Source organism: Clostridium sp. (genome assembly GCF_051278035.1).
Classification (GTDB): domain Bacteria; phylum Bacillota; class Clostridia; order Clostridiales; family Clostridiaceae; genus Clostridium_AD.
Genome location: NZ_JBNMNU010000060.1, coordinates 1 through 24,143 on the forward strand (window position 1 = coordinate 1; position 24,143 = coordinate 24,143).

At 33.5% G+C, this 24,143-nt stretch carries 22 protein-coding genes and 4 pseudogenes; 9 read left to right on the forward strand and 17 right to left on the reverse strand.

Annotation, left to right across the window (positions count from 1 at the left end):
- From ACJAX4_RS10645 to ACJAX4_RS10655, 3 genes and pseudogenes are all read left to right on the forward strand, one after another.
- Positions 1 to 2,639, forward strand: a 2,639-nt coding sequence (locus tag ACJAX4_RS10645; RefSeq protein WP_435789443.1) for a cell wall-binding repeat-containing protein, incomplete at its 5' end; no start/stop codon positions are given.
- A gap of 251 nt (positions 2,640 to 2,890) precedes the next feature.
- Positions 2,891 to 3,925, forward strand: a pseudogene (locus ACJAX4_RS10650) (IS3 family transposase).
- A pseudogene (locus ACJAX4_RS10655) lies at positions 3,895 to 4,281 on the forward strand (sugar phosphate nucleotidyltransferase); the annotation flags it as partial. The pseudogenes ACJAX4_RS10650 and ACJAX4_RS10655, both read left to right, overlap by 31 nt.
- Before the next feature lie 160 nt (positions 4,282 to 4,441).
- On the opposite strand, the pseudogene ACJAX4_RS10660 reads toward ACJAX4_RS10655, so the two are convergent.
- A pseudogene (locus ACJAX4_RS10660) lies at positions 4,442 to 4,966 on the reverse strand (UTP--glucose-1-phosphate uridylyltransferase); the annotation flags it as partial.
- A gap of 349 nt (positions 4,967 to 5,315) precedes the next feature.
- On the opposite strand from ACJAX4_RS10660, the gene ACJAX4_RS10665 reads away from it, so the two are divergent.
- From ACJAX4_RS10665 to ACJAX4_RS10680, 4 genes are read left to right on the forward strand one after another with little or no spacing between them, the layout of a single operon-like run.
- Positions 5,316 to 5,558 carry a helix-turn-helix transcriptional regulator gene (locus tag ACJAX4_RS10665; RefSeq protein WP_435789444.1) on the forward strand — a complete coding sequence of 81 codons (243 nt, stop codon included), beginning with the start codon at positions 5,316 to 5,318 and terminating at the stop codon, positions 5,556 to 5,558.
- Positions 5,559 to 5,607: 49 nt separating this feature from the next.
- Complete coding sequence (locus tag ACJAX4_RS10670) at positions 5,608 to 6,549, forward strand: DnaD domain-containing protein (RefSeq protein WP_435789445.1); 942 nt, start codon at positions 5,608 to 5,610, stop codon at positions 6,547 to 6,549.
- 33 nt (positions 6,550 to 6,582) lie between these two features.
- Positions 6,583 to 7,122, forward strand: a complete 540-nt coding sequence (locus ACJAX4_RS10675) for a sigma-70 family RNA polymerase sigma factor (protein WP_435789446.1) — start codon at positions 6,583 to 6,585, stop codon at positions 7,120 to 7,122.
- Positions 7,119 to 7,271: a hypothetical protein gene (locus ACJAX4_RS10680; protein ID WP_435789447.1), complete on the forward strand. Its 153-nt coding sequence runs from the start codon at positions 7,119 to 7,121 to the stop codon at positions 7,269 to 7,271. Before ACJAX4_RS10675 ends, ACJAX4_RS10680 begins: the two co-directional genes overlap by 4 nt.
- 60 nt (positions 7,272 to 7,331) lie before the next feature.
- Here ACJAX4_RS10680 and ACJAX4_RS10685 read toward each other — a convergent pair whose 3' ends face one another.
- The 13 genes and pseudogenes from ACJAX4_RS10685 to ACJAX4_RS10745 form a co-directional block, all read right to left on the reverse strand.
- On the reverse strand, positions 7,332 to 8,129 hold the full coding sequence (locus ACJAX4_RS10685) for an ABC transporter ATP-binding protein (protein ID WP_435789448.1): 798 nt from the start codon (positions 8,127 to 8,129) through the stop codon (positions 7,332 to 7,334).
- On the reverse strand, positions 8,104 to 8,994 hold the full coding sequence (locus ACJAX4_RS10690) for an ABC transporter permease (RefSeq protein ID WP_435789449.1): 891 nt from the start codon (positions 8,992 to 8,994) through the stop codon (positions 8,104 to 8,106). Before ACJAX4_RS10690 ends, ACJAX4_RS10685 begins: the two co-directional genes overlap by 26 nt.
- A complete protein-coding gene (locus ACJAX4_RS10695; RefSeq protein ID WP_435789450.1) occupies positions 8,994 to 10,010 on the reverse strand; it encodes an ABC transporter substrate-binding protein in 1,017 nt (338 codons plus the stop codon). Before ACJAX4_RS10695 ends, ACJAX4_RS10690 begins: the two co-directional genes overlap by 1 nt.
- Positions 10,011 to 10,050: 40 nt before the next feature.
- A complete protein-coding gene (locus tag ACJAX4_RS10700) occupies positions 10,051 to 11,067 on the reverse strand; it encodes an ABC transporter substrate-binding protein (protein WP_435789451.1) in 1,017 nt (338 codons plus the stop codon).
- A 247-nt stretch (positions 11,068 to 11,314) separates the two neighbouring features.
- A complete protein-coding gene (locus tag ACJAX4_RS10705) occupies positions 11,315 to 11,737 on the reverse strand; it encodes a HutP family protein (RefSeq protein ID WP_435789452.1) in 423 nt (140 codons plus the stop codon).
- Between the two features lie 256 nt (positions 11,738 to 11,993).
- A complete protein-coding gene (fdhD, locus tag ACJAX4_RS10710) occupies positions 11,994 to 12,782 on the reverse strand; it encodes a formate dehydrogenase accessory sulfurtransferase FdhD (RefSeq protein WP_435789453.1) in 789 nt (262 codons plus the stop codon).
- Between the two features lie 20 nt (positions 12,783 to 12,802).
- Positions 12,803 to 13,396: a molybdenum cofactor guanylyltransferase gene (mobA, locus tag ACJAX4_RS10715; RefSeq protein WP_435789454.1), complete on the reverse strand. Its 594-nt coding sequence runs from the start codon at positions 13,394 to 13,396 to the stop codon at positions 12,803 to 12,805.
- A 92-nt stretch (positions 13,397 to 13,488) separates the two neighbouring features.
- Positions 13,489 to 13,893, reverse strand: coding sequence for a 4Fe-4S dicluster domain-containing protein (locus tag ACJAX4_RS10720; protein WP_435789464.1), 405 nt, complete (start codon positions 13,891 to 13,893; stop codon positions 13,489 to 13,491).
- Between the two features lie 93 nt (positions 13,894 to 13,986).
- A pseudogene (locus ACJAX4_RS10725) lies at positions 13,987 to 14,055 on the reverse strand (4Fe-4S binding protein); the annotation flags it as partial.
- Positions 14,056 to 14,060: 5 nt separating this feature from the next.
- Positions 14,061 to 15,434, reverse strand: coding sequence for a [FeFe] hydrogenase, group A (locus ACJAX4_RS10730; protein ID WP_435789455.1), 1,374 nt, complete (start codon positions 15,432 to 15,434; stop codon positions 14,061 to 14,063).
- Between the two features lie 35 nt (positions 15,435 to 15,469).
- On the reverse strand, positions 15,470 to 16,057 hold the full coding sequence (locus tag ACJAX4_RS10735) for a 4Fe-4S dicluster domain-containing protein (RefSeq protein WP_435789456.1): 588 nt from the start codon (positions 16,055 to 16,057) through the stop codon (positions 15,470 to 15,472).
- A gap of 15 nt (positions 16,058 to 16,072) precedes the next feature.
- Positions 16,073 to 18,112, reverse strand: coding sequence for a formate dehydrogenase subunit alpha (gene fdhF / locus ACJAX4_RS10740; protein ID WP_435789457.1), 2,040 nt, complete (start codon positions 18,110 to 18,112; stop codon positions 16,073 to 16,075).
- 154 nt (positions 18,113 to 18,266) lie between these two features.
- Positions 18,267 to 18,617 (reverse strand): Na-translocating system protein MpsC family protein, encoded by a 351-nt coding sequence (locus ACJAX4_RS10745; RefSeq protein WP_435789458.1) that lies wholly within the window; start codon positions 18,615 to 18,617, stop codon positions 18,267 to 18,269.
- Between the two features lie 481 nt (positions 18,618 to 19,098).
- On the opposite strand from ACJAX4_RS10745, the gene ACJAX4_RS10750 reads away from it, so the two are divergent.
- Together ACJAX4_RS10750 and ACJAX4_RS10755 are read left to right on the forward strand one after the other, a co-directional pair.
- Entirely contained in the window at positions 19,099 to 19,524 is a 426-nt protein-coding gene (locus ACJAX4_RS10750; protein ID WP_435789459.1) for a reverse transcriptase domain-containing protein, read from the forward strand.
- Positions 19,499 to 19,705, forward strand: a complete 207-nt coding sequence (locus ACJAX4_RS10755) for a group II intron maturase-specific domain-containing protein (RefSeq protein ID WP_435789460.1) — start codon at positions 19,499 to 19,501, stop codon at positions 19,703 to 19,705. Before ACJAX4_RS10750 ends, ACJAX4_RS10755 begins: the two co-directional genes overlap by 26 nt.
- Positions 19,706 to 19,883: 178 nt before the next feature.
- Here the strand turns inward: ACJAX4_RS10755 and ACJAX4_RS10760 are convergent, their stop codons facing one another.
- From ACJAX4_RS10760 to ACJAX4_RS10770, 3 genes are all read right to left on the reverse strand, one after another.
- Positions 19,884 to 21,092 carry a M24 family metallopeptidase gene (locus ACJAX4_RS10760; protein WP_435789461.1) on the reverse strand — a complete coding sequence of 403 codons (1,209 nt, stop codon included), beginning with the start codon at positions 21,090 to 21,092 and terminating at the stop codon, positions 19,884 to 19,886.
- A 142-nt stretch (positions 21,093 to 21,234) separates the two neighbouring features.
- Positions 21,235 to 22,749 carry a sodium-dependent transporter gene (locus tag ACJAX4_RS10765; protein WP_435789462.1) on the reverse strand — a complete coding sequence of 505 codons (1,515 nt, stop codon included), beginning with the start codon at positions 22,747 to 22,749 and terminating at the stop codon, positions 21,235 to 21,237.
- A gap of 193 nt (positions 22,750 to 22,942) precedes the next feature.
- On the reverse strand, positions 22,943 to 24,143 hold a 1,201-nt coding region (locus ACJAX4_RS10770; RefSeq protein ID WP_435789463.1), incomplete at its 5' end, for a YgeY family selenium metabolism-linked hydrolase.

A 24,143-nucleotide genomic window follows, 5' to 3' on the forward strand; every position in this document is an offset into this window, starting at 1 on the left:
AAATATTCCTTGCAAAAGGAACAAATGCTAACTTAGTAGATGCTCTTGTAGGTTCAGCTTATGCAGCTAAAGGAAATAATCCTATAGTTTTAGTTGATTCACAAGATGGAATCAATGCAAAATTGATTAATGTAGTAACAGATAACATAAAAGCTGACAGTGAAATAGTTAGACTTGGTGGAAAAGTTACAACATCAGCAGCAGATGCTATTGAAGCAGTGAAATCAGATGCAGTAGTAGGAGTTGAATCAGTAAGTGCTATTAGCGCTAATGATATTTCAGTAAAATTCAGTAAAGTACCAGAAGATGCATCAAACCTTACATTTGAAGTTGCACAAGCAGGAAATGATGTAGTAGTAACAACTGGTTGGGATACTACTGGAACAATAGCTACATTAAAGAAAGATACAAAATTCACATCAGGAACTTATACAGTTAATGTAATGGATGGTACAACAGATCTTGGAACATCAGACGTAACTATAACTGAACAAAAGGTAGCTAAGATTAATATAACTTCTTCTAAACTCGGGGTAACTGGAAATGGTGATGACCAGCTAGGATATGCAACTTATAACATGTTAGATCAATATGGAGTTGATATTACAAATGGAGCTTTAGCTAATAACGTACAATTCCAATCAGGAGTAGGTACTGTTGAAGCTAGAAAAGGATTACTTACAGTAACACCAGCTACTGGTTTAAATCTTATGACATTTAATGCAGGAGTAACAATAACTGCTAATGATACAAGTACTGGAGTTTCAGGATCTGCTACATTAGAAGTTACATCACAAGTTGGTACATTAAGCAGTATAGAACTTACTGAATTAACTAATAAAGACAACAAAGTGTTGACTGCAGGAGATACTACAGATATATTCTATGCTGGATTTACAGCTACAGATATCAGTGGAAATGCTACATCAAACTATACTCTTATGAAAAAGGGTTTAATATTTACTGGTAAGGATGGTGAGTTAACTTTAACTACATCAAGCCCATATGTAACAGCTAAACTTGTACAAGATCCAGAAGATTCAAACAAAGGACTAATAGAAGTTAAAGCTGATAGTAGATCTATTTCAATTGATATGCCATTGATAATAACTGCAATGACTTGGACAGGATCAACTTCACAAATAACTACTACATTAAAGAAACAAGCAGAGGTAGATACATTTAGAATATTAGCTCCAAATGATTCTATAGCTTCTGGTGAGTCAAAGAATATTCCTTTCATAGCAATGGATCAAAATGGGGTTGAATTAACTAAGTTTAGTGATTTCTCAGAGGATTTAGTAACATTTAACAATTTGAAAAAAGTTAGAAATTCTGATGGAACACTTTCTTTGAAGAATGTACCAACACGTAATGAATCATCAACTTCTGTACCTTTAGTTTTATCAGCAATGACACAATCAGGAAATTATAGCAGTGTAACTATTAATATTCAAAAACCTGTTTTAGCTGATTCATTATCTTTAGACACTACAGTATTGAATTCTGTTATGCAAGAAAAAGGCGAGGATAGTAATACAGCAGTTCAAATGGCAGACTTTGGATGGGATAATGGCGGATTAACTATTACAGATCAATATGGTAGAGATGTTGATATAAATGATAGTGATAATGCTACTTATGCAAACTATAAGGTTACAGCAACAACAGATAATGCGAAGGTTGTTTCAGTAGATTCAAACTATGCAGGACAAGGCGAAACTCAAATTGCTATTCAAGCAAAAGAAAGTGGATCAGCAACAGTTACATTTAATTTGGTTGATACAAGTAAGTTAAATACAGCTGGCGATGCAATCGTTATTGATTCAAAAGCACAAACATTTACAGTTCTTGCAGATGCAGATATTAAGGATTATACAATGGATGAAGTTGCAGATCCTATATATGTTTCTAATGGTATTTCTTCTATTATTGAGGACAGTGCACAAGCATATGATTATGATGCTAACCCAACAGTTTATGGTACAACATCAACTGGAGCAAAAGTAGTATTAAGAGGTACTCCAATAACAGGAGCAACTAGTACTAGTTCTGACTTTACAGTAATTGCAGGTGCTCCTGGTAGTCTTACTGCTCCTGACGACGTGGAAATAGTTGCTAATAAAATAGCAGATCCAGCAAAAACAGGATCTAGCACAATCTTAACAGTAACACTTTTAGGTGCTGATGGATTAGTTCATACAGTAACTACACCAGTTACTTCTTCAACAGTAGATCCACTAGCTAAGTCTTTAAGTGTTAGTGTAGCAACTGAAGTAGCAGGTATTTCAAGAACTGACGATGTTGTATCACTAACTGGTGATTATAGCGCGTTATTAGGAAGTACTTTAGCAAAATATAATGCAGATGGAAGTAAAACTGGCGTAACAAAAAATGTTTACTTTGCACCTGAAGATCAATATGGATCAAAAGCTTCGTCATTATCTCAATTTATAATAGTTGAGGCAAACTCAAATAGAACAAATGGTTCAGATTTCGCTGTTACTAATAAAGGAATGATATCTGGTTCTATGGTGACTGGTGATTGGATTACAATTTCAGGTACTACTACTAATGGACTTGTAAAGACAATCCAAATTAATTTTGGAACTCCTGATACTACAGTAGATTTAAATTAGCAGCTGCTACAAAAGTAGCAGATTCAACAGCTAAAGATGCTTTACAAGTAAGAGTTACTGCAATAACAGTGTCAGAAGTAAATGAACTTACAGTAACTACAAATGATGCAGTTGTTTATACAGTAAAATAATCTATTAATAAAAAGGGATGAAGAATTAAACTGGTACCTATAAGCAGGACACTTAGAAAAAAGTGTTTGGTTTATAGGTACTTTTTTTGTATAATTTATATATAGATAGGATGGTGGCAAATGAGTAAAATGCTATTTACTAAAGAAGACATTAAAAAGCTTGAAAACAATAAAATTATTCTAAGAGTTAGTGAACTTTCAATAACATATACCTATGAGTTTAAAATATTATTTATTGATGAATACACAGCTGGAAAACTACCAAGACAAATTTTTGAGGAAAATGGATTTGATATAAATATAATAGGGTTGAAAAGAATTGAACAATCATCACAAAGGTGGAGAACTGCATATAAAAGAGATGGGATTATACACTAGAAAAACGGCAAGTGGGAGGCCACGCTCTACCGAGCTTACTAAGGAAGAAATATTAGAAAGGCAAGAAGTAAAAATAAAATTGGATACTTATGCAAATTATCAGAAGTGTCTAGATCTGGGTACTATAATTATATTGATTCAAAGGATATACGGATTGGACACGAGCAGCGTGATTTAGAGCATAGAGACTTAATATTGAAGGTGTTTAATCGAAGGGGCTATAAGAAAGGCTCTAGATCTATTAAAATGACTCTGAATAATGAATTTAAGCAGGCTACGCCAGGAAAGGTTCTACTTACTGATATAACATATTTACCATACGGTAATAGTAAAATGGCTTACTTATCCACAATTAAGGACTCCTCAACAAATGAAATATTCGCATATCAAACTTCAGATAGAATAACACTTGATATAGCCTTAGATACAATAAATAAGCTAGTTAAAAACAGACGAGTAACGTTAACAAAAGATGCCTTTATTCATTCAGATCAAGGTAGTTATTATACAAGTCCAACATTTCAAAAGCTACTAAAAATGCATAAATTATCACAGTCAATGTCGCGAAGAGGAAATTGTTGGGACAATGCCCCTCAAGAATCATTTTTTGGACATATGAAAGATGAGATAGATTTAAAGTCCTGTACTACTCTTGAAAATATTAAGAAAATGATAGATAGGTATATCACATATTATAATAATTATAGATACCAGTGGAATTTGAAAAAGATGGCTCCTGTGCAATACTTCAAATCAGTGATAGAATATACAAGGTAAATAATCTTGTTGAAAAACCTAAAGTAGATGTAGCACCATCAAATGTAGCTATACTTGGTAGATACATTATAACACCAGATATATTTGATGTATTAGATAATACTAAGCCTGGTAAAGGTGGAGAAATTCAGCTAACTGATGCTTTAAATACATTATGTTCAGAGAAAGATATGTATGCATATATATTTGAAGGAAGAAGATATGACGTAGGCGATAAATTAGGATTTCTTGAGGCTACAGTGGAATTTGCTTTAAAAAGAGATGAGTTAAAAATACCATTTATGAAGTATCTTCAAACTTTAAAGTCTAATGATAGCTTTAGTAATTTATATGAAGAAGTGGAACAATTGGTATAAAGAAAGTAAGTAATCATGAATATTACTACTTGAAATTTATAGAAGTAGTATATATTCCTACAAAATGCTAAGTTTAAAGCTTATAGACATGGTCAATACTTCTAAATAGAGGTGTTGACCATGTCTTTTATTATACCTAAAAGTAACTTTAAAATGCTCGAAGTCCATCAACTATACCATATTTATCTACGTTTTCCTTATCTACTTGTTGAACCCCTAAAATCGATGTTTGTTTTTCTTCAAAACAATCCATAAGTTGCTTCAGGCATGGAATCTTAGCATCAACTATATCATCACCTAGCAAAACAGCAAAAGGCTCATTACCTACAAAAGCTCTTGCACAATTTATAGCGTGTCCAAGTCCTTTAGGTTCCTTTTGTCTTATAAAATGTATATTTACCATGTTTGATATATCTCTAACCTGTTTAAGAAGGTCATTATTATGTTTATTTTCTAGTTCTAACTCAAGCTCTACTGATTTGTCAAAGTGATCCTCAATAGATTTTTTATTTCTTCCTGTAATAATTAATATGTCTTCTATACCCGAAGCAACCGCTTCCTCTATGATGTATTGTATTGCAGGCTTATCAACTATAGGCAACATCTCCTTTGTTTGTGCTTTTGTAGCAGGTAGAAACCTAGTTCCAAGGCCTGCAGTTGGTATAACTGCTTTTCTAACTTTCATATCCCTCCCTATTTTATCATACAAGCCATCTCTGACTATTTTACAAGCAAATTATAACATATTATCCATAATTATTACATGCATAGCATAAAAATAGTAAAATGGCGCTTCCTATTTTTTATGAAGAATCATTTTATATTATATAATCATCAAATTAGAAGAAATAAACGAAAATAACGGTAATGTACCTTTAAACTGAAGGAGAATCAAGTATTCAAAAGTAAATAATTTACTATGTAATAATTTGTAATTATCTAAGACCATTTGTGCAATTTACAGATAAATTCTTCTGTGATATATTTAACAAACAAGTTAATAAACTACAAAATAAACTGTGGCGGTGTAGAAAATGGTTGAAGAAATGTATAATAAACTCCTTTGGAATGAAAAAATTAGAATCTTGAGAGTAGGTAATAAATGGACTCAGATTTTAGCAGGGGAAAAATGCTTTACCAGTCATAAGAATTTCTGGGAGTGGGAACATGGTAAACACTATCCACGACCTGAAAACAGGAAAATAATAGCTAATGCTTTCGGACTGAAAATTGAACATATATTCTCTGAGAATGATCAAGATTGGACTCCTTATTAAAAATAACTTAATGTTTAATTTAAAACTAATATGGATGGAGGAATAAATAATGGCTAAATATAGACAGCTTTATACAGAATTTTGGACCGACAGCTTTGTGCTTGAGCTCACTCCAGAGGAAAAATACTTCTATTTATATCTAATAACAAATTCCAAAACAACACAGTGCGGAATTTATGAACTATCTACTATAACTATTGAGAATGATACTGGGTATAACAGAGAAACTGTAGAGAAGCTTATTCAAAGATTCTGTGATTATAAAAAGATTTTATACTGTGAGGGTACAAAGGAACTTATGGTTATCAATTGGATAAAATACAACGTACCAACTAGTATTAATACAATTAAGTGTATACAGAAGGAATTACTTAAAGTGAAGAATAAAGAGTTCGTCAAAATACTATTTAGTAAATGTCATGCAAATGGGTTAGATGTAGATAAAATCTTTGAAAACTTCAAATTTGATGATGCCGCTTTTGAAATATTTGAAAATGAAGCTAATAAGTCACAGATAAAAAAAAATGAAGGGGCTTGCAATGGGCTTGTAAGTAATAGAGAAGAAGTAATAAGTAAGAAGCAAGAAGTAATAAACTGTAATAATTCAGCTACTGCTGAGGGGATAAAAAATATAATTAAAACATTTGAAGAAAATGTACATGCTATCACTCCACTGGAATATGAAAAAATATTAGAGTTTATAAACCACGTAGCTAGTGAAGTTATTATTATGGCGATAGAGGAGGCCGTGAGATACAACGCTAAAACCATGAAATATATCGCAAAAATACTGGATAGCTGGATTAATCTCGGCATGAAAACTACCGATGAGGTAAAATTATATCAAAAAAAATGGATTAGCAAAAGGAGTATAGCCTTAAATAATAATGTTAAAAAAAGTGGATTTTGTGATTTTGAACAAAGAAAATATAATTTCGATGACCTAGAAAAAAAGTTATTAGGACATCTGGATAATGAGGACTTAGTATAACTAAGTTAAAAAAATTAAAGGCGGTGCATTAACATGGAAAAATTAGTCCAAATGGCTAAAACTAAAGAGTGTGGTGCTACAGAACAAATAATAGACGAATTTAAATATCTCATATTCAAGGAATCTGCAAGGTATCACATCCCAGGGTATAATACGGAGGATCTTATCCAACACGGATATTTATCCGTTATTAAAGCCATAGCTATGTACAAGGTAGATAGCAATAGTTTTAATGGATATTGTATAAATACTATAAGAATGAACTATGGAGCACTTCTAAAAGGACAGATAAAGCATTTTAGGGAGGTTCCAAATAGTGATATGATAGACCTAGATCGCTTAGGTAATTATGAGTTTACCTTAGAGGATGAAGTTATAGCCTTTGACGAGGTAAAAAAATTATATGCAGCTATTGCCACACTTGAGCCCTTAGAGAAAGAAATACTAAAGAACTATTATTTTTTAGAAAAAACCTTAGGAGAAATAGCCTGTGACGGTGATAAAAGCTATCATCAATTTGCAAGGCTTAAGAAAAAAGCTCTTAAAAAGCTAAAATTGCTGATGCCTTCATGAACTTAACGGTGGTAGTGAAAGAGTCAGAAGCAAATTCACTTATGGATTTAGTAATTGCTAGCAACATTTTTCAATTAGCTTATTATGGGAATGGTATTATTGAGGGGTTTTCTGTGGAGGTAATGGGGCGAATAATTGCGTATGTGTAAGATAAAAAAGTATGCTAAAATTTAATTAGCATACTTTTTTATTATATGAAATTTCGATATTTAAGAGAATAAAACTCTGTCACTTAAGCCATCTTCATTTCCTTGAACTTTTTCAAAGGCTTTTAATAGTTTATCTATGCTTAATTTCTGTTTTTCGTCTCCTGAAACATCCATAACTATTTTCCCACCATGCATCATAAATAGTCTATTACCTAAGTTTATTGCATGAGTTAAATTGTGAGTTACCATAAGGGTAGTTATTTTATTGTCCTTAACCACTTTGCCAGTAATTTCTATTATCCGTTCAGAGGTTTTAGGATCCAAAGCTGCTATGTGTTCATCTAAAAGAAGAAGCTTCGGTTTGCACATTACTGCCATCATTAATGATAAAGCTTGCCTTTGTCCACCTGATAAAAGCCCTGCATTAGTATGAAGTTTATCCTCTAGTCCCAGGTTAACTTCAGATAGAATTTCATTAAACATCTGTAAATTTCTTTTATTTACACATAGCCTTAGGCCATACCTATGTCCTTTATTATAAGCCATAGACATATTTTCTAGTATTGTCATGTTTGGAGAAACGCCCTTTGAAGGATCTTGAAAAACTCTTCCTATATGCTTTGTTCTTTTGTATTCTGGCAGTTTACTTATTTCTTTTCCAGCTAAAATAATTGAGCCTTCATCTGCATTTAGAGTACCACATATCAAGTTAAGAAGAGTAGATTTTCCAGCGCCATTACTCCCTATTATGGTAATGAAGTCGCCTTTATTTATGTTCAAAGATAAATTATCATATAATACATTCTCATTTATAGTGTTTTTATTAAATACTTTATGCAGCTTCTGTATTTTTAACAATAGACTCACCTCCAACTTTAGATTGCTTTACTTTAAAACTTAATTTTTTACCGTTTAAAGATAAAGCTAAAACTACAATTAGAGCGGTTATTAATTTTAAATCTGTGGATGGGAGTCCAAACATTAATGCTATTGCTATGGACCCTTTATATATCATTGAGCCGAGTAATGCTGTCGTAGTTGGTTTTAATACTCTAATTCTGCCAAATACAGATTCTCCTATTATAACGGCAGCAAGCCCCATTACTACAGTTCCAGTTCCCATTCCCACATCAGAAAATCCTTGGTATTGAGCCATCATTGAACCAGATAAAGCTACTAGCCCATTTGAAACTGCAAGACCAATTAATTTTATATTATCTGGATTTATACTAAGGGATGATACTAGTTGGGGATTATCTCCCACAGCCTTTAAAACAAACCCAAGTTTAGTTTTTAAAAATAGGTCTAAACCTATCTTTACTATAATCATAAATGCAAATAAAATTATTAAAATATCTATGTTATTAGAAAATATAGTCTGTTTATCAAATAAAGGAATATTGGACTTTCCCATTATTCTCAAATTTATAGAATAAAGTGCTATCATAACTAAAATGCCTGATAAAAGGTTGGTTATTTTTAGTTTAACATGAAGTAATCCTGTTAAAATGCCACCAAGACATCCTGCACCAAAAGATAAAACACATGCTGCAAAGGGGTTTATTCCATTTAATAGGCAAAGACCAGTTACAGCGGCACCTAAAGGGAAGGTACCATCTACTGATAGATCCGGAAAATCTAATATTCTATAGGTTATATATATTCCAAAAGCTGCTATAGAGAATATTAACCCTTGCTCAATCACGTTCATTAGTATATACATTAGTTAACTCCTCCTTTTACTTTTTCAGCTTTACTAGCTAAGTCTTGTGGAATTTTTATGTTTAATTTCTTAGCTGCATCCTCATTTATAAATAATTGCATGTCCTTTAACATTGTAATAGGAATCTCACTCGGCTTCTTACCTTCAATTATGTCCACAGCCATAAGTCCTGTTTGAAAACCTAATTTAGTATAATTGATCCCCATGGTAGCAAGTCCACCTTGAGATACTGCACCTTTTTCTGAGCCAATTATAGGTAGATTTCTCTTGAAACATGCATTTGCTATAACTGGCATAGCTGAAACTACAACATTATCTGTAGGAACATATAGTACATCTATTTTTCCAATTATTGAATTTAATGATTGCTGCACTTCATTTACATTTGTTAATCCTGCAGTTATAATTTCTAATCCGTAGTTTTTGGATATTTTTTTTGCATTTTCAACCTGTATTTCTGAGTTGCTTTCGCTGGTATTATATAGAATACCTACTTTCTTGGCACTGGGTACTAATTTTTTTAACAGCTCAAACTGTTTCTCTATTGAAACATTGTCTGAAGTCCCTGTTACATTAGTACCAGAATTTTCAAGGTATTTCGCAAGACCTGCATTAACTGGGTCTGTTACCGCAGTTATAAGTATTGGAATATCCTTTGTTGCATTAAACGCTGCTTGAGCAGTAGGTGTTGCCACTGCGAATATTAAATCTTCTTTTTGTGATACAAAGTTTTGAGCTATACTTTGAGCTGTTGGCATATCACCTTGAGCATTTTGATAATCTATTTTAATATTTTTACCATCTTCATAGCCTTTTGATTTTAATGCGGAAATAAATCCTTCTCTAGCTAAGTCAAGAGATGGATGCTCTATAATTTGTGTAATACCAATTTTGATTACTTTTTTATCCTTAAGTTTTTGATCAGAGTTACTCGCAGATGTTCCAGAACATCCCCCTAATATTGTAGCAGTTAATAAAACTGCTGTTAGAAATAATTGTTTTCCCTTTGCTACCATACTACCATCCTCCAAAAATAAAATTTATAATTCTAATAATTTAGTTGACTCCGCCTGTTATTTTTTCTGCTTTAGTAGCTAAGTCTTGTGGGATTTTTATGTTTAATTTCTTGGCTGCATCTTCATTAATAAACAGTTGCATATCTTTTAACATTGTAATAGGAATCTCACTCGGCTTCTTACCTTCAATTATATCTACCGCCATAAGTCCTGTTTGAAATCCTAGTTTGCTATAATCGATACCAATAGTCGCAAGTGCACCTTGGACTACAATCCCTTTTTCGGCACCAATTATAGGGAGGTTTTTCTTAAAACATGCATTTGCTATAACAGGCATGGCTGATGCTAATACATTGTCTGTAGGAACATATAGTACATCTATTTTTCCAATTATTGAATTTAATGATTGCTGCACTTCATTTACATTTGTTAACCCAGCCGTTACAATTTCTAGTCCAAAGTTTTTAGCTACTTTCTTTGCATTGTTAACCTGGACTTCTGAGTTGCTTTCACTTGTATTGTATAGAATACCTATTTTCTTAGCACTAGGTATTAATTTTTTTAGCAGTGCAAACTGTTCTTCTATCTGAACATTGTCTGAAGTTCCGGTTACATTAGTGCCAGAATTTTCAAGGGATTTTGCAAGACCTGCATTAACTGGATCTGTTACCGCAGTTATAAGTATTGGAATATCCTTTGTTGAATTGAAAGCTGCTTGAGCCGCGGGTGTTGCCACTGCGAATATTAAATCTTTTTTTTGTGATACAAAGTTTTGAGCTATAGTTTGTGTTGTGGGCATATCCCCTTGAGCATTTTGATAATCTATTTTAATATTTTTCCCGTCTTCATATCCTTTAGATTTTAAGGCTTCGATAAATCCTTCTCTAGCCGAGTCAAGAGCAGGATGCTCGACAATTTGTGTAATACCAATTTTGATTACTTTTTTGTCATTAAGTTTTTGATCAGGGTTACCTCCGGATGTTTTTGCACACCCTCCTAAAATTGATGCAGCTAATAAAACTGCTGTTAGAAATGAAATTTTTTTCTTTGCTACCATTCTACCAATCCTCCAAAAATAATATTTTCATATTGAATTTAATATTGAAAACAAAAAAAAGTTCTGGGTCACCAGAACTTTTATATAACAATACAAACCTAAGGAAATTTTTCAAAAAAAATCCGTTAGGTTTAAAATTCTATATGTTCTACATAAACTACCATACTACTATTTTATTAATCTGATTTTGGGTATTATTAAAAACTACTATTCTACTCAGTAATTGTAGTATGTATATCTAAATTTGTCAATATACATCTGGAATAGAGCGGTGACTTAGTCCAATTACTACTTCGTTTAAATGGAGTAATCCTATGCTCATAAATATGCATACACTAATATGCTCTCCACTTCTAGCTATACCAACTTTACCACCTACATTGAATCCATTTGCTTTTTGCATAATTTGAGCAAGAGCCTCTCTTGTAGCTCCAACTACAGCACCATCATGTACATGATAATCTTCCTTTATAAGCCCTTTCTTTTTAGATGCAACTAAGGCTCTTTCTATGACCTTTGATACAGTAGCATTAATATTTCCACCAATATCTACAGCCACAGTTAAAATTCCTTTATTTTTAAAAGACTCAGTTAATATCTTTTCATCTTCTCTAGAAGATATGGACATTTCCATAGAAGCCTTTGCCACATCAGTACTTTGTATATTCATTTGTTTTTACCTCCATAATTTATAATTTATAAATTGATTAATTGTAACTTTAAATATAGTCTTAATTATATTATAATAGTACACAGTTGTTTTTATGTAAAGAGATTTTCAATGAAATAGTTTTACTCTTTCAATGTGCTTACAATGAATATTTTTTACATAGATGAAACATGAGCAAGTAAATAGTACAATTAATTTTTAGTTATAAGAATACACCAGGGGGTTTTAACCTGGTGTATTTTTAAATATGCTTTGATTAAATCATTCTATGTCCATTACAATAAATATTTATTCTGCTACCTCGTGCAAAACCTATTACAGTTATGTTTGCAGCTTTAGCAATACTTAAGGCTAGAGTTGTTGGTGCTGAATGAGATACTATAAGCTGTAACCCTGCTTTTGCTACTTTAACAATTATATCCGAAGAAATTCTACCCGTTGTCATTACAAGTTTATCACTAAGGTCTATATTGCTCATAAGGGCTTTTCCTACCACCTTATCTAAGGCATTGTGCCGTCCAATATCCTCTGAAAAAAGAAGGATGCTATCATCACTACAAATGCTACAGCTATGAACGCCTCCAGTTTGTTTGAAAAGCTCTGATTTATTATTAAATTCACCCATTAATTTTAAGACATTGGCAATAGAAAATTTACAATTGATTTCTATAGGCTTAATGCTACATTCTTCAAGGGATATTACATGTACACTACCGTTTCCACAGCCGGACGTTATAGCGCGTGCACTATTATGATCTACAGTTAGATCGTGATCTGAGATTATCTCATGGTCTAAAATAATACATATTCTATTTTCATACTTTTCTTCAATGCTTTTAATGGAATTTATAGAGGAAATTACTTCTTCTGATAAAAGGAATCCGATAGCGAGTTCCACTACTTCAATGGGGGTACACATAAGAACCATATAAAATTCATAATTCACAAATATCTCTAAGGGTATTTCTTCTATTACTATATCCGTGGTATCAACGTTCAGTTCGTTATTTATCCTTTTAATATTTATTTCTTTTATTATGTTCATTATATTTCTGAATCCTCCATTTATTCCGAACTAATATATTTATTTAAATTTTCTACATCATTTAAATTTAAAAACATACTTAAATCAGAACTATATTTTTGGGCATCTTTCTCTTCTATATAAATAGTATTTACTCTATTAACTAGAGAAAATAAAGAATTATTATTATTCATAATAATCTCCTCTATTTCATATATTAATTTTCTAGAGTAAAAAGCATTAAAGGGTTCTATTCTATCATTTTTTCTAGTTACACAAGCATCTACATCTAAATTTCTTATTTTTTCTTTCATAAATTTTATATAAACTGTGTTTATATTAGGCATATCACAGGCAATAAAATAAACATATTGACTACTACTTTCTTTAAGTCCAATATGAAAACCACTTAAAGGACCTTTCCCTTCTATTTCATCACAGACTAGCTTATATGACCCTTCTACATATTTATCTATTTTATTTGTAACTATAATTATTTCATCAAATTCTTTTTTTAGGTTACTAATTAAAGTATCCATTAATCTTTTTTCTTTTATCTTCAAAAATTGTTTATCAAATCCCATTCTTGAACTTTTTCCACCAGCAAGTATTACTGCTGTTTTAAATTTTTCCATAATACAACTCCATTTTTTTATAGTGTACATTTCTTATTATTTAAGTGCGGTTTAGTTTGCTGGAGGTAGAGCCTCAAGATAAAGAAGTATTTTTATTTTCTGATAATTTCTAAAGCGCTGGATCGGCGCTTATTTTTGATACTCTGATTTATAACTTTGGGCTTAACTACGGTGAAGGCATCACATGGACAAATTTCTACACAAGCTGGTCCTCCTGGCCTTCCTTCACACAAATCACATTTATGTGCCACCATAATTTCTTTATTCTGTTTGCCTTCTTTAGTAATCATGCTCAGGTTGATTTGTATTTGCTCCTCGCCATTTTGAAATTGCGGAACCATATCCATAGCACCAAACGGACAAGCAAGCATGCATGTTTTACATCCGATACATAACTCTGTTTTTACAACAATTTTATTATCTCGATGAACAATCGCTGCTACCGGACAAGCATTTGCACAGGGTGCATCATCACATTGTCGGCATTGTATCGGCATAGTTACCCGTTCTGCCCGTATCAGGTTGATACGAGGCAAAAATGGAGCATCTATTAATCCAGCAGTAGCTACGCTACTATCTAAATGTGCAACGGCACACGCAATTTCACAAGACTTACAGCCAATACATTTATTAGGATTTGCAACAATGAAGGTATTCAATATGATTACCTCCTTGAAGAATACTTGGTATGGAGTAAATGATGGATACTATCTTCTACCAAGAATTCTTTATAAATTTTTTGAATTTCAGGATTATTATACGAGTTTCTATGTTCCATGTTTTCATCATGTACATACGTATTACATGTACGGTTAGCATTGGCATTAGCTTGCTCATCAGCCATTAATACCTTAGGTTGCCCACCGCCACTAACACAGCCAGCTGGGCAGGTCATCACCTCAATGAACTGAAAATCCGATTTTCCAGCTTTAATTGCTTCTAAAATTGGCACAACATTTTTCAGACCAGCAACCACCGCTACTTTTAGTGTCAAGTCTCCAACTTTAACATCCGAGTTTCTCACTCCTTCACCACCTCTGACGAATTTAAGATTAACATCTGGAATCTCTTGATTAGTAATCATCTTATATACAGTACGCAAAGCAGCTTCCGTAACACCTCCAGTAACACCAAATATAGTGCCTGCCCCAGAGTAAGTTCCAAGCGGCTTGTCAACTTCTTTTTCAGGCAAATCATTAAAATCAATGCCAGCATCCTTAATTAATTGCGCAAGCTCACGCGTAGTAATTACAACATCTACATCGCGATAGCCGCTATCTAGCATTTCAGGACGCTCACATTCAAATTTTTTACAGACACAAGGCATAATCGAAACACTATAAACCTTGGCAGCATCCACACCATCAATCTGCGCACCATATGTCTTAAATAGTGTGCCTGCCATTTGCATTGGAGACTTACAAGAAGATAGATGAGGAATAAGCTCAGGATAAGACTGCTCAATAAATTTTACCCAGGCAGGACAACAGGAAGTGAACATCGGCAATACTCCGCCTTCGGTGATCCGTTTAACAAGTTCTTTACCTTCTTCCATAATAGTAAGATCAGCAGCAAAATTCGTGTCATAAACTCGGTTAAAACCTATTTTTTTTAGTGAAGCAGCCATTTTACCTGGTGTTAAACTTCCAAGTGGCATGCCAAAATCTTCAGCAATAGCTACACGAACTGCTGGTGCACATTGCACCATGGTAAAAAGGCTAAGATTTGATAAGGCCTCTTTTACTGCTGGGGCATGGCCTGTATAGTAAGATGCAAATAATGGCTCTTTAACAGATGAGAGCATATTACGCTCTTGCATCTTTTGATTACGCGGAGCAATATCTTCATCAAAGTCAGATGCATAAGCGCTGCAAATTTGGACGCACTGACCACACAAAATACAAAGCTCAGCATTAATTGTCTGGGGTTGTCCTTTTTCGCCTTCTATAGCATTTACAGGGCAAACCTTCGCACATCGTCTACAGCCTGTACACAATTCTTTATCAATATTAATAAAACCTTCAGTTTTTACTGTCAAAGCAAGTGCCTCCTATCTTAATTTAAATTAAAAACTTAGTCAAAAAAAACTTTCACTGAATCAAGCAAATTAATGGCTGCTTTTTCGTTTCGTTTTCTTTTTATTTGTTTTGGTATAATAAGCTCCAATGCGTTCTCGGGACATACTCTAATACAGGCTGGACCGTTAGGCTTGCCAACACATAAATCACATTTGTGTGCAAGCATTACTTCCTTTTCTACTAGGCCATCCTCAGTCTCAGACATAAGCACATTCTGAGTAACTATTTGACCATTTATATATATAGGAACAAGATCCATTGCGCCAAACGGACAAGCCATCACACAAGATTTACAACCCATACAAGCTTCGGCATTAATCAAAATTTTGTTATCAACCTGATTTATAGCCGATACTGGACAAACATTTGCACAAGGGGCATCTTCGCAATGGCGGCATTGAATAGGCATAGTAACTTCAGCTATTTTAACAAGAAAAAGTCGCGGCATAATTGGAATTTCTACTGTTCCCACTGTTTTCCCAACATTATCTGCATGTACAACAGCACATGCAAGTTCACATGCTTTACACCCTATACATTTATGGGGATCAGCTATTACAAAAGAATTAAGTTTTGTATTCAATTTAATATCCTCCTTCTAATTTGTTTTTTCTACTTTTACCGAACAAACTTTAAGCTCAGGCGTTTGAGTAATGGGATCTGACGCGCTATTAGTCAAAATATTACCTGGACTCTCAGTGAAATGGAAAGTAATAAATGTTAGTCCTATTGGTACTCTAGTTGTTACTTGGGCTTTTGTAATTAATGAACCACGCCGCGTCGTTACACGAATTTCATCACCATCTGCAATATCAAGTTTTTTTGCATCCTTAGGGTTAATTTCCAAAGATTCTTCTGGATGTGCACCATTAAGTCCCCAACTACGTCTCGTCATAGTTCCTGTATGATAATGAGCAACGACACGTCCAGTAGTCAGCATCAGTGGATATTCTTCATCAGGAAGCTCAGCAGGTTCTCGATACTCCACGCCAGCAAACTTACCCAAACCGCCAATAAACTTATCAACGTGCAAAACACGTGTGCCAGGATGACTCTCATTCGGACATGGCCATTGAATTCCACCATTTTCTAACCGTTTATAACTAATACCAGCATAGCTTGGCGTCAAAGCCCTCATTTCATCATATACTTCTTCAGGAGAACTATAATCCGCTGGATAATCCATTGCCTTAATAATATCCCTCAATATTTGCCAATCTGGAAGACTATTACCGCTTGGTTCTATAGCCTTACGAATACGTTGGACTTTACGCTCAGTGCTACTAAAAGTTCCATTTTTTTCAGCATAGGATGCGCCAGGAAGAACAACATCAGCAATTTCAGCTGTTTCAGTTAGAAAAATATCTTGAACGATCAAACAATCCACATGTTCTAAACAATGTTTGACATGATTTATATCAGGGTCACTACGCATTGGATTTTCACCAAATACATACAGTATTTTGACCTTATCTTTTTCGATTGCATTCAAGACAGATGGAATAGTAAGTCCAATTTTATCGCTTAACTGTGTATTCCATGCTTTCTCAAACTTCATTTTCACAGCGGGATCAGTTACTTTTTGATCACCAGGGTAGACATCAGGTAGAGCACCCATATCACATGACCCTTGTACGTTATTCTGACCACGCAGAGGGTTAACGCCCGCTTTAGCCTTACCCATATTACCAGTAAGCATCGCAAGATTGGCTACAGATAGTACATTATCAACACCTGTAGTATGCTGCGTAATACCCATCGTATAGTACGAAGCAGTATTATCAGCCTTAGCAATAATTCTTGCCGCTTGCCGTATCTTTTCCGCTGAGACATCAGTTATGGTGGCTGTATATTCTGGGGTAAACTTAAGTACAACTGCTTTGAAAGCCTCAAAATTTTCGGTTCTTTTAGCAATAAATGCTTCATCAGCTAAACCTTCTGTCAATATGACATGTGACAGTCCATTCAAAAGCGCTACATCCGTGCCGGGTTTAAGCCGTAGCCAAACATCAGCATGCCGTGTCAGATCGATTTCCCGGGGATCAGCTACCACCAATTTGGTACCACGCGCTTTAGCTTTCAACATTTTAACACCGATTATAGGATGGCATTCTGTGGTGTTTGTACCTATTGCAAAAATAGCATCTTTAAATCCCATTTCATCAATCTCATCGATTGAGTTTGTCATTGCTCCACTACCAAATGATGTGCCTAGACCAGACACAGTAGGAGCGTGTCAGAGGCGGGCACAATGATCAATGTTGTTAGTACCAATCACTGCGCGCATTAATTTTTGCATAAGATAGTTTTCTTCATTAGTGCACCGTGCAGAACTAAAACCTGCCACGCTGTCAGCACCATATTTTTTTACGGTTTTTTTAATCTTAGAGGCAACAAAACGAATTGTCTCTTCCCAGGTAACCTCAACGAGCTTACCTTCTTTTCTGATCAAAGGATTAGTTAGACGATCTTTATGATGTACGAAATCAAAACCAAAATGTCCTTTTGAACAAAGCTTTCCATCGTTTACTGCATTTAGATCATTCGGGGTTACACTAACAATTTTTTCGCCGTCTACATTCAAGAAAAAAGTACATCCTGTTCCACAATAGGGACAAGTAGTTAATATACTGTTCATAGCGTTATCTTCCTTTCTTTACGTTAAATTCTAGTGCAAAATTAACTTCTTATTTATAATTCAAAACATATAAAAAACAAAAAACCAGCACAAAGCGTATAAATACGCTTTGTGCTGGTTTATTTAAAAGCTAAGATAGTTTCTTTCTTTAAAATCAAACCTCGAATCTATTAATTTTTATTATAATACTTCTGCTTTCTTTATCTAAGTCATAAACTTTCCAAGTATAATCAAAGTTTTTTCCAATAGTTTCGTAAGCTTCACCCATAAACTTCTTTTCAAGGTGGGGTTTCAAGTATTTCCAATAATCTTTTACTGTTTCCTCTGCACCTTCTTCAATGAGTATCACTGACAAATTGGAGATAATACCTTTTATTTCGACAGTTATTAACTGTCCTTCGACCTTAACTTTAACATTATCCGGTCCTTTTCCTCTATAGTGCTTAATCATTTTTATGGCAAGCTTTCTAACATCTTCTTGTAATTCTAAAACGTCATTACACAAAATTACACCTCACTTTAATAACCCAACAAACTAAAATAAATCAAAACTTCACTTCCTATTTGAATTCAAATATATAAAAAACCAGCACAAAGCGTACAAATACGCAAAGCACTGGTTTATTTAAAAGCTAAGATAGTTTCTTTCTTTCAAATCAAACCTAGAATCTATTAATTTTTATTATAATACTTTACTTTTTTTCTAAGTCATAAACTTTCCAAGCATAATCAATTTAAATATAACCTAATATTATTACTATAATGTTAGATAGTCAAACATAATTAACATTGAAATAGCTCGTTTATAGTTAAATCATGACATCATTCTCCTTTTTTCTCCTATTTTCTCTGTTTATTTTGTTTTTCCCTAGAGTATCAAGTATAATTAACAATCTCAATGGTACCTCCTTTAAAAGTAACACTGGGGGCACGTCCAGATAAGCTGGACCATACTAACTGGTGAAAGTCCAGTAAAGGTAATCATCATGGAGCCAATATTTGAAGCAGATTTCAAAGAGTATTCATACGGATTTAGAGTTAAACGAAGTGCCCATGATGCACTAGAAGTTATAAGAAAAGAGTGTAATAAAGGTGGATGGTGGGTATTAGATGCTGATATTAAGAATTATTTTGGTAATATAAACCACGATAAATTAATGATATTAGTAAAGCAAAGAATATTGAAACTAATTGAGAAGTGGCTTAAATGTGGAATAATGGAAAATGGTAAATATAGTGCTAGTACAATTGGCTCGCCCCAAGGTGGGTCAATCAGTCCGTTATTATCCTTAATATATCTTAATGATTTCGATGTTATATGGGAAAAATACTACAGTCACTTGGGTACACTTGTTAAATATGCAGATGACTTTGTTATCATCAGCAATGAAAAGCATACGAGAAAAGATTAAGAAGGTATTTTCTAATAGAGCAACATTAGGAAATGATATAAAAGATATGGTTAAAACAATAAATAGGAAAATAACCGGGTTTAAGAATTATTATGCTTTAAATTATATTGCGAAGCAACAGTTAAAGAAAATAGATTGGTATTTGACATTGAGATTTACAATATGGTGTTTGTGTTGCTAAGCGAAATAAATAGGAATTACTTACTGGAAATTAGTAAGGTATAAAAAACACCTATTAAATTGATAAATATAATTTAATAGGTGTTTTTTTAGATATCTTGAATACTGGAATAATGCCACAAGAATTATAGTAAACGCTTAACAAATTGGACCTCGCTCTACTTAAATTTATATTTTCACTATAACCATAATTTTCTTGTTGTAGTAAGAACTTCTGCACCTGTTTTAGTTACAATAAGATCTTGCTCATAGGTAGCAGTTCCCATTCCTGGTTGATACAATCCTTTTTCAATAGCGAGATACATATTTTCTTCCAAAACAACATCTTCATCATTAATAAACCAAGGACGTTCCCAGGTCATACCAATACTATGTCCCCAATGTGGAGGAAAAGCAGCATAAATTTCATTTTCATCATTTTGTTCTGAGGATAAAGAAACCCCAGTTTTTAATAAAAATTCATCTCCAGCCTTACATAGTTCCTTAACTGTAACCCCTGGCTTTATCAAACTAATTACATATTCGCAGGAATCTACAACTGCTTCAATGATCTTGCGCTGTTCTACCGTAGGCTCCATACCTACGATTGTAGTTCTTCCAAAGTCACATATATACCCCTCATAGCAAATAATCAAATCTACTTTAAACATTTCGCCTTTTTGTATTATTCTGTTTGAGTCATACCCTGGAAAATCTACGCTATGCACTGCATCACTGTTAGGACCTGAACTAGTGACTACAAAATATAACACAGCACCTTCAGAATATATCTTGTCCATTGCCGGCCCAATTACTTGTGCTTCAGTTTTTCCTGGTGCAACATTTCTCATAATAATATCCACTGCTTCGCTTCCAATTTCATTTGCCTTTCTTATGGCTTCAATCTCTCTTGGAGACTTAATAACTCTCATATCAGAAAGAATATCATCACATGGAACCATTTCTAATTCAGGCATTTGTTCTTTCATGTTTTTACCAATTTTCCAAGTTAAAACATCTTCATACATTACTCCAACTTCACCTTGGTTCATTCCTAACTCTTTGGCTGTTTCAGATATTAAACTAAAAAAATCTGTACTATACCTAACATCTTCAATGGCTACTAAGTCTTTTCTAAATTCCATGGTAGTAACCAAAAGTACAGGTTCCCCTACAGCTGGAATCATCAATACACAATGAGAACGGCCGCTCCAAAGAGGTTCATGATCCGGCAAGTAACATCTTTGCTGATAGTGATTTGCAAAGTAATCAACCCCTGCATATCTATCCCAAGTACCTCCTCCTCTTGACCAAATCATAACACCCTTCAATCCACGCTTATTTACCTCTTTTTGACAATGAATACGTCTATTTTTGAACTCCTGAAATGGAACATTAGTTGCAAACATCTATATTTTCCTCCCTTTAGTTACCCTTTTTTTCTGATTTTTGTATTTTGGCAATACACCAAATCGCAGCACCCCAATTAAGGACTATAGCTATAATCATACATGCAATTGAACTGATTGGCATAATATTGTTCCTCCTTTATTAGTTTTCATGCTCTTCAGGTATCTCAGGATACCCCTTAGAAACCGAATCAATATAGTTGTTTTTAGCACTTTCGGAAATCTTTTTATTAAATATCAATAATACACCTATTAATAAGAGTATTTGAACTACGAAAGTACCTGTACTATCTACTAAGAATGGATTCCACCAATTTTCATGCCACCCTATAGATTGAATTATCCACCAACCAAACATTCCAATTATAAGTACTGGAGTTACAAATAAAACAGATACATTCCACCACTTACCAATATATAACTCATTCTCCGGAATATTAATATATTTAGTTCTAATTTTTTCAGCCCCAAATTTCCATATTGCAAAACAAGTAAATATTGTTCCAATTAATAAAGCCATTCCCCAAACCCAATCCTGGTTACTTAAGATATCAATATTATAGGCTGAAAAACTGCCTAGTATTAATGTAATAACAAAAATAGTAAATGAAGCTTTTTTTCTAGACATCTTAGCATCCATCAATGGAACTACTCCTGTGCTGAAAAATATAACATTTGCTGTTAGTGCTGCAAAGAACAGTGACAAGAAGAATAAGAAAGCTAGAATTGAACCACCTGGCATGTTTGCAAAAAGTTGTGTTAAAGCTATAAATGTTAAACCATAATTTCCAGATTCACAAATTGCTGTAGCTGCAGCCACTGAAGGAGATAGTGCAAATAATGCTGGCAATACAGCAAATCCTGCTAATAATGCTGCTGAATTATCCCCAAGTCCCTGCATAAATTCATTTAGAGCTACATCTGACTTTGACTTAGTATAAACACCCATAGTAAGAACTAAACCAAACCCCGGACCAACTGACCACGCAGATTGCGATAAAGCTGCCATCCACGTATCCGCGCTAAAGAAGGTTTCTGGTGATATTTGAAAATAATGTTTTACTCCTTCAATAGCACCTGGAAGTGTAAGCGCTCTACCTACTAAAATAATAAGTACTATATACAAAAATGGTGTTAAAAATTTTCCTATAATTTCTATTCCTTTACTAATCTTTTGAGATACAATTACAGCTGTTATAATAAGTACAAGTACAAAAACTCCAACATTTGTCCATCCATTTGAAACTTTTACAAAGAGAGTAGTCAATCCTTCTGCATCATAGTTTTTAAATCCTTTTAAAGAAATAACTGCATATTGTAGACACCAACCCATTACTACGGTGTAATAAGCAGCGATTGCAACTGTAGTCGCTGCCATAAAAGCACCCATCCATGAATACTTCTTGCCGATGAAATCTTTAAAAGCACCGGGTGCACCATGTCTTGTAGCTCTTCCCATAACCATTTCTGCAATAATAATTGGAATAGATATAGCAAACAATAAGATAGTCCAAGCTAAAACAAATGAGCCGCCACCATTTAATGCTACCATTCTAGGGAATCTCCATACATTACCAGTTCCTACTGAAGCCCCAATCAACGTGAGAACCAAACCCCATCTAGTAGCAAACCCTTTAACATTTTCACTTTTAGCCATTTTTGTAAAGCACCTCCAAAATAATGTTTTATATATTATTAATAAATTAAAATAAATTAATTTATTATTGCTAACACTTCAATTTCAATAACTTCCCATTCTCTTATTTACTTTAATAAACGTATTCATATGTTCGTAAAACATAATCTGTTAGTTTCAAAGAACATATGAATAACATTATGGTTATATCACATTATAAATAATTCACTAAATTAGTATAGAACTCACAAGCTTTTATAATATCTGATATTGGACAATTTTCATTTCTTGTGTGTGCAAACTTTGGATCTGCAGGTCCAAAACCTATTGTCGGAATCCCCATTTCTCCTGCTGTTCCAACACCATTTGTACAAAAATTCCATTTAAACATTCTAGGTATTTTTCCATTTAATTCTTCAAATGCATTAAGCGATGCATTAACAAGCCTATTTTTTTTATCGATTTCCCAACAAGGCAAGAAAGAATGTAATATTAACTCTTCTCCTGTCCAACTTTTACCCACTTTATCGAAAATATGCCATGTGGCATCTGTTCCAGCTAATAAAGTTTCCATTTCTTTTTCTATAAATAATTCATCTTCACCTTTAACTAATCTTCTGTCAAGATATATACTGCATTTATCTGGAATTGCATTAATTGATACTGCTTCACTTTCTATTTTTGTAAGAGCTAATGTGCCATTTTCTCCTTCCATAGCCATAAACCTATTACCTAATTCTTCAACTCTGTCAATGATTAGTTTCATTTTATATATTGCATTTACACCGTTTTCAGGGGCGCTACCGTGGGCTGCGACGCCTTCTGTATCTACTTTAAATACTGCTCTTCCTTTATGTCCTAACGCTAAGTTTAAAGAACTCGGCTCACAAATAACAACATAATCTGGTCTAATATTATATTCCTTAGAAAAATGAACAATTGCTTTTCCTTCATAGTCCTCTTCCATCACAGATGTTGATATATATACCGTTTTTCCTTTATCCAATCCTAATTTCTTTATGGCATATCCTGCATAAACAGTAGCGGCAACCCCTGCCTTCATATCAGCTGCACCTCTACCATATATTTTGCCATCTTTTATTTCTCCACCAAATGGATCTACTGACCATTCTTCAGCATCATTTACTTCAACAGTATCCATATGAGAATCATAAAGTACTTTTGTTTCTCCATTACCTATTACACCTATAACATTACCTAACTTGTCTACTATTACATCATCATATTCAAGCTCAATCATTTTCTCTTTGATAAACATTGCCAATTTCTCCTCTTGTCCTGTATAACTTTTGATTCTTATGATATCTTGCGTAAATTTTATTAGTTCAGTTTCTATACTGGACAAGAATTTTCTTATTTCTACTTTCATTTTTCCACCTTCCTTATAATAAATT

Bases quoted from the DNA above. Each gene is read 5' to 3' on its own strand.
- ACJAX4_RS10665 (WP_435789444.1), top strand. From the start codon at position 5,316: ATGGTTGAAGAAATGTATAATAAACTCCTTTGGAATGAAAAAATTAGA.
- ACJAX4_RS10670 (WP_435789445.1), top strand. From the start codon at position 5,608: ATGGCTAAATATAGACAGCTTTATACAGAATTTTGGACCGACAGCTTT.
- ACJAX4_RS10675 (WP_435789446.1), top strand. From the start codon at position 6,583: ATGGAAAAATTAGTCCAAATGGCTAAAACTAAAGAGTGTGGTGCTACA.
- ACJAX4_RS10680 (WP_435789447.1), top strand. From the start codon at position 7,119: ATGAACTTAACGGTGGTAGTGAAAGAGTCAGAAGCAAATTCACTTATG.
- ACJAX4_RS10690 (WP_435789449.1), bottom strand. From the start codon at position 8,994: ATGTATATACTAATGAACGTGATTGAGCAAGGGTTAATATTCTCTATA.
- ACJAX4_RS10695 (WP_435789450.1), bottom strand. From the start codon at position 10,010: ATGGTAGCAAAGGGAAAACAATTATTTCTAACAGCAGTTTTATTAACT.
- ACJAX4_RS10700 (WP_435789451.1), bottom strand. From the start codon at position 11,067: ATGGTAGCAAAGAAAAAAATTTCATTTCTAACAGCAGTTTTATTAGCT.
- ACJAX4_RS10705 (WP_435789452.1), bottom strand. From the start codon at position 11,737: ATGAATATACAAAGTACTGATGTGGCAAAGGCTTCTATGGAAATGTCC.
- fdhD (WP_435789453.1), bottom strand. From the start codon at position 12,782: ATGAACATAATAAAAGAAATAAATATTAAAAGGATAAATAACGAACTG.
- mobA (WP_435789454.1), bottom strand. From the start codon at position 13,396: ATGGAAAAATTTAAAACAGCAGTAATACTTGCTGGTGGAAAAAGTTCA.
- ACJAX4_RS10720 (WP_435789464.1), bottom strand. From the start codon at position 13,893: ATGCCGATACAATGCCGACAATGTGATGATGCACCCTGTGCAAATGCT.
- ACJAX4_RS10750 (WP_435789459.1), top strand. From the start codon at position 19,099: ATGGAGCCAATATTTGAAGCAGATTTCAAAGAGTATTCATACGGATTT.
- ACJAX4_RS10755 (WP_435789460.1), top strand. From the start codon at position 19,499: ATGAAAAGCATACGAGAAAAGATTAAGAAGGTATTTTCTAATAGAGCA.
- ACJAX4_RS10760 (WP_435789461.1), bottom strand. From the start codon at position 21,092: ATGTTTGCAACTAATGTTCCATTTCAGGAGTTCAAAAATAGACGTATT.
- ACJAX4_RS10765 (WP_435789462.1), bottom strand. From the start codon at position 22,749: ATGGCTAAAAGTGAAAATGTTAAAGGGTTTGCTACTAGATGGGGTTTG.